The organism is Stygiolobus sp. RP850M (genome assembly GCF_037389295.1).
Lineage (GTDB): Archaea > Thermoproteota > Thermoprotei_A > Sulfolobales > Sulfolobaceae > Stygiolobus.
In genome coordinates, this window is the sequence record NZ_JBBHKU010000031.1 from 1 (window position 1) to 5,589 (window position 5,589).

The window sequence follows — 5,589 nt, forward strand, 5'->3', positions numbered from 1 at the left end:
CATTATAACGTTCTCGTCGTACTTGTGCCAATCCCTCTTGTACTTACTCTTTCCCATGAGTAATACTCGTAATTATTTTTTATAAATTTTTGTATAATTCTGAAGTAGCCCACAAAGCATTATAACACCTATTCTTAAAATACCACTTTTATCTAGGTCTCGCTTTCTTGATCTCGTGATTTCACTAGCTGGTTTGCTATTTCTATTAACTCCTCAGGTCCTATACTTAAATCACCGTAATCCGGTGGTTTTTCCCTCAAACTCACTAATCCTACCTTCTCAGCTATTTTATCCATCCTTTTAACAACTTCTCTGGCTTCAGAACTCGAAAATTCACCCATTTTGATCTCAAAAGCCCAAATAGGTTTCTTCTTTTTTACAATAATTACGTCTATGTCTTCCTTCGGAGAATAATACTGTACCCCTCCGAAATATTTCGAAAGCATTTCTCCTAGACTGAACTGAACCTCCCTACCAATAGGTAAGTCCTTGACTTCCAAATCCGTTTCACTTATAGCATATTTGGATTCAGCGTAAAGCGTAAGTGAAAGGGCAGGAGACCTGATTCTGTAATAATTTTCCCTAGACAGCGTGGGAATTTTTTGTACTAATCCCATCTTAGCTAACTTGTTGACCATTGAGGATATCGTTCCTTCCCCTCCTTTAGGTTGTATTATTCCGGCAATTTCAGACGTCTTCCATATTCCTTCCCCTAGAAGTAAAAGGATTTTATAATAGGTGTCTGTAAGTTGCCTTTCCTCTTCTTTGAACACCTCCCCTAACAGCCCCTTAGAAATTAACGAGAATTCCCTTATTCTACTAGCGAATTCCTCATAACTATTTATGAAAGGAATTATCCAAGGGTCTCTGTATAAGGTTGAAAGTACGGGGTCTCTAATTTGAGTTAGCACATCTTCATAAGATATTATGTCTATTTCAAGGGGGGTGAATAAACCGAGTAATTGACTATTCTTATCAAATACTTTATTAACTATACCATAGCTAGAGCCTATTATTACTAGAATACCTTCCCTATCCCAATTACTTATCATAGCCCAATAGATCTCAGGTAATCTTTGGAACTCGTCTATTACCGCCACGCCCCCTCTGCGTAGAATCCCTTTGACCTCTTTCATAACCTCATCAATCTTTACCACTGTATCATCTAAGGTGATTGCATTATTTGAATCAGCTATTAAAACGTAATAATCCATCTTAAGGTTTCTCTTTACTAAGGTACTTTTCCCTGTCTTCCTCCTGCCGTAAATTAAAGTCCAGTTTTTTATTCTTCTTATCTCCTCCTCTTCTCGCCTTTTGATATATAGTCCCATAGGACTAGTCTTATAGGACTAGTACTTAAAGATTAGCACTTAAGACAGTGAATAAGAAAACGGAGGTAGGACGAACTGTATTAAAGTACAAGCAAACTCATGGTGCGTGAGCTGGATCTCTCTAAGCGAGGTGTTAAGGGAATTAGGACCTCTCCTTTCACAATTGAGAGGAATCAGTTTAAAAATTAAACGAGGAGAATGGTGTAAGAAACTTATATCGCCATCTAAAGCCATTACAAGGCTTCACTATATCCAGTACATCAGAATCCCACTTAGATAACTTGAGTCTCTCGCTGTTAAATGAGTTTTAAACAATGTCAGCTAGACGTATTTTAATTAATTAGATTTACGGAACTGTTAAACACAATTCAAATTCTCTCGATGTTAAAATTACACCTTAGTTGTTTTCCGACAAATAGATTTTTATAGTCCATTAAATAATTAATGTCACGTGGAAAAGTTAAAATCAATTATTCTGATAATTACAATTATTTTTTTATTATTATCATCAGAATATCTGTTTTTGACTGAGTTTTACTTCGCTAAAACTTCTTCAGTTCAAGAAAATCAAAAAGTGAACATAACAAGTTTACCTTCACTAACAAAATCTCCCACCCCTACATACTCCCTTATACAATCAATTCCGAACAAGCCTAAAGGTTATACGCCTGCAAATTACATGTTTGAGGGTGATCCTCAGCACATATACTATGTGCCTATAAAGACCGGTTACTTTATGTTGAATTTGACTGGAGCTATTGTAGTTCCTCCTACTATATACGGGGACTTTATGTACGTAGTGACTTCAGGAGTAATGAACATGACAACGGGTGAGATGAATGAACTGTTAGGTTGTCTCTTCGCGATTAACATACCCGATGGGCGAGTAGTGTGGCCAGACAAATTCCCAAATCAGATCATGACTGTGCCGTTGGTCTATAAGGACGAGGTTATCGTAGGTCTGGGAAACGCGTGTTTCCTCAACACCACCGTTAGGGGGACTGGAGAAAACGCAGTAATAGCCCTTAACGCAACAAATGGTAAAGTAATATGGAACTACACGACTCTCGGAGAGGATATGCCGACTCCGGTAATTTACAAAGGGATGGTAATTGAAGCAAACGGGAATCGTGAAGTCTTTGCACTAAACGTAGATAATGGTAAACTGATATGGCAAAGGTATCTAGGATCTTACGACAGTATGTCTTCACTTCTTCTAGCAGGAAACATAATATATTTCGGAACGGCAAACCCTTACGTGTTCTGGGCTATAGATGCGGATGACGGCCAGGTAATTTGGGATTATAACTTCTCGACTACTGGATTGACTTTTGGTGGACTTGACGACTCATCGCCAGCCTATTATGACGGGATAGTTGTAACTTCTTATACCGTTCATATATCTAACATAACCATGAGTGAGTTCCTTGTAGCGTTTAACGCGTCTAACGGTAGAATGTTATGGTACTTAAACGAAGGAAATGCTCCAATACCCAAATACCTCGAATCTCCAGCACCAGTAATTTATCACGGGGTAGTTTATCATGATTCTCCGGTAGGAATACTATACGCAGTAAATGTTACTAACGGAAAAGTTATTTGGGAATTCTTGACGGGTCCAACAGTTAGCAACGTGGACATAGCCTACAATTCTTATATACTTATACAATCCAGAGAGGGCACTTTATATGTGCTAAAGCTAAATGGCCAAATGGTAAAGTCGGTATTAACTCCGGTTATGCCTGGACCAGGTAACTTACTAGTAAAACAAAACTCAGTAATAATGGTAGGAATAAATGGCATTGTAGACGTAATACCAATCTACGCCTTAACAGGTTCGTGAAGCCTTAAGTAAAATAACGAAGCCAATATCCTTAATACAGCAATTACTAGCATCATATCCCTTATCCCCTGAACTACGCCGAAATAACTCGTAACTAGTTGTGCCGTAATACCACCGATACTTGATCCCGTAAGGTCTCCGAGGGCGGTTACCGCGTTATAAAGACCCACGCTTTTCCTCGTGTCCTTTGAACTGTCGTAAAGATAGGAAAGATAGGCTGTGGAATTAACAGAGTTAGTGAACCCGGTCACTACGTTAGCAAGATAAATCTCATATGAGGATGTAGATAAGGCATAAGCTAAGGGAAAGGTAGCTAAAGCTAGTCTACCGGTAAACATCACCAGTTTTCTGTTTTTGTCTACTAGTTTACCTACCCAGTTCTGCATCAAGAGTGTAGATACTCCCGATATTGTGTTAATAATAGCCACGTTCTCGAAGTTCATGTTGAAGACGTAGACTTGGGCCAAGGGGAATAAAGGCCAGGCTGATGACCATATTACGTTAAACGTAAAGGTGATTAAGAGAAAATCTCGAAATTCCTTAGTCACTTTTAACTCCTTTATCGGTGGTTTTTCGTAGTCTACGTCAAACTTATAAGCTATGTAGGAATCACTCAAAATCAAAACTCCAGTCATCAGGAAGAAAGGTCTTACTAGAGCTGTATCATCACCTACGAGAAAACCCGTGATCAGAGTAGCTATAAGTCCACCTAAGGTGGAATAAAATGAGTACTGGGCAAGTACCTTACCTCTAGAAGATGTGCTTACTGTGTCCATTATCAAATACCATCCGAAAAGTGAAACGCCTAAGCTAGCTTCTAAAAATACGTATAGAGGCACGAATATTATACTACTGAAAGGGATAAGTGAAAGTATAACCCAAAGTATCCCTACGATTGCTGAACCTATTACCACAAGCTGTTTCCCCCTAGCCCTTACGAAGCCTAAAACGAATTGTACTATTGAAGGTAAAACCGTTCCTGCTGAGGATATTATAGCTAACGCTTCTCCGTTTAATCCAGAGAGAGCTGAGAGAAAGGCTATAAAAGGTTGCGATAAGCTTAGTGCAAAGTTTCTGAGCAGGATATAAGTCCTTAAAGGTTTCACATACGAAACTGAATCGATATAACTTTAAAGTTTTCTAACGAGTGGAAGGACAATTACAGCGTTTTACAAAGAAAGGGATTAAGGGGGGGGGGCTCGCCAGATGGATACCCCGTGTTTAAATACTACTTTTTTCAAATTTCATCATTTTAAGAGATTTTCCCTTATAAAAAGATATAGAAAGATCTCCGTAGAATAAAAATGAGAATGAGAGAATTATTGAATTTCATCATTTTAAATCTTGTTTTTGAACTCTTTGAAGTATAGATTTTATTTCATCAACAAGTATCCTTATGTTTTCCGCAGCAATTTCATCGCTTCTGAAAGGGCTTAATATAGCTTCTTTATCCGGGCCATTATATTGGTATTCATGAATGGAGAGAGCTTTTTCTGTTAATAAATTTAGCTCTTTCCCTAAGATTAATGAAAGTTCTTCCATGTAGGAAGTGGGAACTACAGCTATTATCCAATCTGCAAATTCTATCTTTCTCCTCCCTAATGACTTCTTTTTAGGATATTTCTTAACTAGAACATCTCTCTTATCCGTAAGTAATGCAGCCAATAGAGATTTCCATGCTTGGAACACCTTACCTGCTGCGTTTCTTACAAGTCCTTCCTGAAGAAATTTTTCTGCAATTTCGACCTCGAATCTTGCCTCCTCAAGCCTTATCTTTTTATAAGCCTCCAAGTTAAACCATGGCTTAGGTAACTCTTGCATATATGATAATAAAGTAAAGAGAGTATTTAACCACGTTTAATCCTATTATGATTAAGATTTATTGAAAAAGATTAAAACTATATTAAAACTACAAAAATCAAAACAAGGCTTTGATGGAGGTAATAGATAGAATTGGTTAACATGTAGAGATTAAAAACTTTCTTTAATATCCTCAGGTCTTGTTAAGCTCTTTTATTATGTAAATAAAATAGAGAAGATAGAACCTTACAAAAAAGAGAGTTGGGGGCCTCGCTAAGGTAATGGATAGCCCCTTATACTTCTCTTTCTAATTTTTTAATGGCTAGGAGGGTAAAAAACGATCAGAGCTACTGTTTCAATGAAGATCGCAGTCTCTGAACCTCTCCTAGCCCTCATAAACAACTACGTAAGGGTACTCCGTTTCACCCTATTTTGGTTGAAGGAAAATGTCCCGAACCTGGAAGAGAAGGGAGTGCTTTCGAAAGTCCACGAGGACAAAATTTTTAATAGTTAACACTGAGAGGACAAAATATGCAGATCGTCGAATACCCTATCTCAACATATTTGCCCAGAGATGTAGTTTACTTTGACGGTAGTTCAGCTACTTTGCCTCAA

Annotated in this window: 4 protein-coding genes and 1 pseudogene; 2 read left to right on the forward strand and 3 right to left on the reverse strand. The window is 37.9% G+C overall.

Annotated features, from left to right (window positions below):
- Positions 1-152: 152 nt before the first annotated feature.
- On the reverse strand, positions 153-1,331 hold the full coding sequence (locus WIW52_RS02970) for an AAA family ATPase (RefSeq protein WP_337708518.1): 1,179 nt from the start codon (positions 1,329-1,331) through the stop codon (positions 153-155).
- A gap of 523 nt (positions 1,332-1,854) precedes the next feature.
- Between WIW52_RS02970 and WIW52_RS02975 the strand changes: the two genes are divergently transcribed.
- Complete coding sequence (locus WIW52_RS02975) at positions 1,855-3,174, forward strand: PQQ-binding-like beta-propeller repeat protein (RefSeq protein ID WP_337708520.1); 1,320 nt, start codon at positions 1,855-1,857, stop codon at positions 3,172-3,174.
- Here the strand turns inward: WIW52_RS02975 and WIW52_RS02980 are convergent.
- Together WIW52_RS02980 and WIW52_RS02985 are read right to left on the reverse strand one after the other, a co-directional pair.
- The gene (locus tag WIW52_RS02980) at positions 3,153-4,280 is read right to left on the reverse strand and encodes an MFS transporter (RefSeq protein ID WP_337708522.1); all 1,128 of its coding nucleotides are present in this window, start codon (positions 4,278-4,280) and stop codon (positions 3,153-3,155) included. The two genes, WIW52_RS02975 and WIW52_RS02980, sit on opposite strands and share 22 nt — an antisense overlap.
- Before the next feature lie 226 nt (positions 4,281-4,506).
- On the reverse strand, positions 4,507-4,995 hold the full coding sequence (locus tag WIW52_RS02985) for a PaREP1 family protein (RefSeq protein WP_337708524.1): 489 nt from the start codon (positions 4,993-4,995) through the stop codon (positions 4,507-4,509).
- A gap of 297 nt (positions 4,996-5,292) precedes the next feature.
- Between WIW52_RS02985 and WIW52_RS02990 the strand changes: the two are divergent.
- Positions 5,293-5,467 (forward strand): annotated as a pseudogene (locus WIW52_RS02990) (RNA-guided endonuclease TnpB family protein); the annotation flags it as partial.
- Positions 5,468-5,589: the final 122 nt, after the last annotated feature.

What these genes read in the sequence shown, in the direction of transcription:
- WIW52_RS02970 (WP_337708518.1), bottom strand. Translation starts at nt 1,331, where the DNA reads ATGGGACTATATATCAAAAGGCGAGAAGAGGAGGAGATAAGAAGAATA.
- WIW52_RS02985 (WP_337708524.1), bottom strand. Translation starts at nt 4,995, where the DNA reads ATGCAAGAGTTACCTAAGCCATGGTTTAACTTGGAGGCTTATAAAAAG.